This window comes from Kineococcus siccus, assembly GCF_009906795.1.
Lineage (GTDB): Bacteria > Actinomycetota > Actinomycetes > Actinomycetales > Kineococcaceae > Kineococcus > Kineococcus siccus.
This window is the reverse complement of sequence record NZ_JAAALN010000356.1, coordinates 1-2,346: the sequence shown is the minus strand read 5'-3', so window position 1 is coordinate 2,346 and position 2,346 is coordinate 1. Positions and strand designations below refer to the sequence as shown.

Genomic DNA, 2,346 nt, shown 5'->3' with positions numbered 1-2,346 from the left:
CCCCTCGCGTCGTCCCACTCAGGCCGCCACAAGCGCCACGAGACGGAGTAGCTGATGGCCAGGCACGTCCAAGCGGCCCCAGTCACCCACTGCCACCACGAGCTCCCACCAGAGACGAGGAGGAGCCACCAGGCGATCGCGAGGACGCCCCACAGGATGGCGAAGTTCCTGGACTGTCGACGAGTCCTCGTCGCCCGCCACCTCGGCCGCTTGGTCATGTGATCAGTGTGCTGGTCGGCCGACATCTCCACGTCCGAGCACCTGCATCTCGCCAAGACCGCGACGTCGCAGGTCGCCGGGGACAACGCGCACAACGCGGGATGAGCGCGCGTTCCGCGCGAGCAGCGCCATGACCGCGCGTCCCGCGCCGCAACATTGACGGACGCGGCACTGGCTACGGTGCCGGGTGTGGAGGACTGGAAGCGCGACCGCATCGGCTCAGCCCTGCGCGGTCAGAACCCGACGGTCTTGACGCGGCTACCCGGCGGCTTCGCCGTCATGGGCGATCAGCAGTGGCTCCCCGGCTACTGCCTCCTCCTCACCGACGACCCCGCCGCCAGACGCCTCTCCGACCTACCCCGCCCACAGCGCACGGCGTTCCTGCAGAGCATGTCCGTGCTCGCAGAAGCGGTCGAACGTGCATGCCAGCAGGCCGACCCGGCCTTCCGACGGGTCAACCTGGAGATCCTCGGCAACGTCGAACCCTTCCTGCACGCTCACATCTGGCCCCGCTACCAGTGGGAGCCACCCGAGCTTCTGCGCCGCCCAGTCTGGTCGTACCCACCTGAGAAGTGGACTGATCCGCGAGGACGGCTCAGTGCTGACCACGACGGGCTGCGCGCCTCCATCGCAGGTCACCTTGCCTCGCCCGGCCAGGACGCCTGACCCGGCCACTGTGCAAGAGCCATGACCGTACGACGCGCACCGCGCCATGACGGAAGTACGCGCGAGCAGCGCCATGACCGTGAACTTGTCAGCGGTCGTCCTGGTTGTTGACGCCGTGCTGGGTCACCGGACGGACGGGCGGTAGACCCTGGCGGTGGTATCGACCTTGGTGTCGCCGAGCTCGGGGATACCGCTGCTAGCGCCGAGGGCGATGAGTACGTCATCAGCCCACACCACTGCACCGGGGCTGGTTTCCCTGCTGTCCACAGGTGGGGGCAGCGATGACCAGCTGCGGCTGCGGTCGTCGTAGAGCAGGCCCTGGGTGGCGATCAGGCCTTCCCCAGCAGCTTCAACGGACCACCCTGGGGTGAGGTCGGCTGCTCCCACGGCGCCTGGCAGCGTCGACCACGTGCCCTCGGGAAGGGTCAGGACTCCGGCGGCCGGTAGCTGGGTTCCGGCATATGGCCCGACCTCAGGGGTGAAGCCTGCGAGGGGGACGGCGTCGATGACGCGGTTGCCGTTGAGGGTGAGTTGCCCCCCTTCCAGTTGCCGGTAGCTCGGCAGCCGCTGCCAGGTGCCCGCCTCGATGTCGAGTAGCGCGGCGGCCAGCGGCCGTGGGCCGATGTCGTCGCGGGCGTAGTCGGGGTCGATGGCGATGAGCAGGAAGCCGTGCGGGGTGTTGATGGCGCGTCGTCCTGCCCGGCCCAGTGGGTCGGTCGGCACCCGCGACCACTCGTGGGTGCGGTGGTCCCACTGGTAGTCCGGAATGTCCTCGAAGCCGGCGGCGGTGAGGATCAGGTGGTCCCCGGCGGCGTGTAGCCAGTTGCCGGTCGACTCGGCAGGGATGTCGTGCCGGGTCCAGGTGTCGCTGGTGGTGTCGAACTGCATGAGGGCCTGGGGGGCGAGGAAGTAGACGCTACCGTCGATGGTGGGGGCACCGGAGCTGGCGTCGTAGTAGGTGATGGGCGCTTCGGGCAGGGCGCGCCAAGTACCGGTGGCGGGGGTCGCGCCGGGGGTGAACGCGATGCCGTCGCGGTGGCGGACTTCTGCGGGAGCTGGGGTGGGGGAGTCGCTGGACATCAGCCCGTTGAATGCGATGGTGGGAGAGCCGCCCAGGAAGACGGCTTGCGTGCCGGTCCACGCCGTCAGCGCCCCTAGGCGTGCGGGGCCCGGTGCCGGGGGCAGGGTTGACCATCCTTCTGGCAGGGCCTCACCTATGGACTCAGCTGCTGTCCGGCGGGTCTTGGTGCAGGCACCGGTCGTGGCGAGGAGGGCCAAGGCAGTCGCGGTGATCGCGGTGCGGCGTGTTGGTCGGTGCATGATCGTCGCCCTCCTCTCGATGTCTCCCTCGATCATGCAGCTGTGACGGGCTGACTGTCGCGGTGGTTCCTGTCGCACAGACGGGCGTCAAGCTGGCAACTTGAGAGCCAGGGCCTAGTAGCAGCCACACGCCTTTCGGCA

Annotated in this window: 3 protein-coding genes; 1 reads left to right on the top strand and 2 read right to left on the bottom strand. The window is 68.9% G+C overall.

Annotated elements, in window-relative coordinates; all coding sequences use genetic code 11:
- On the bottom strand, positions 1–218 hold a 218-nt coding region (locus tag GTR02_RS22530), incomplete at its 3' end, for a hypothetical protein (RefSeq protein ID WP_205709772.1).
- 190 nt (positions 219–408) lie between these two features.
- Between GTR02_RS22530 and GTR02_RS21350 the strand changes: the two genes are divergently transcribed.
- Positions 409–885 carry an HIT family protein gene (locus tag GTR02_RS21350; RefSeq protein WP_166609480.1) on the top strand — a complete coding sequence of 159 codons (477 nt, stop codon included), beginning with the start codon at positions 409–411 and terminating at the stop codon, positions 883–885.
- Positions 886–1,008: 123 nt separating this feature from the next.
- Here the strand turns inward: GTR02_RS21350 and GTR02_RS21345 are convergent, their stop codons facing one another.
- A complete protein-coding gene (locus tag GTR02_RS21345) occupies positions 1,009–1,965 on the bottom strand; it encodes a Kelch repeat-containing protein (protein ID WP_166609479.1) in 957 nt (318 codons plus the stop codon).
- Positions 1,966–2,346 lie beyond the last annotated feature (381 nt).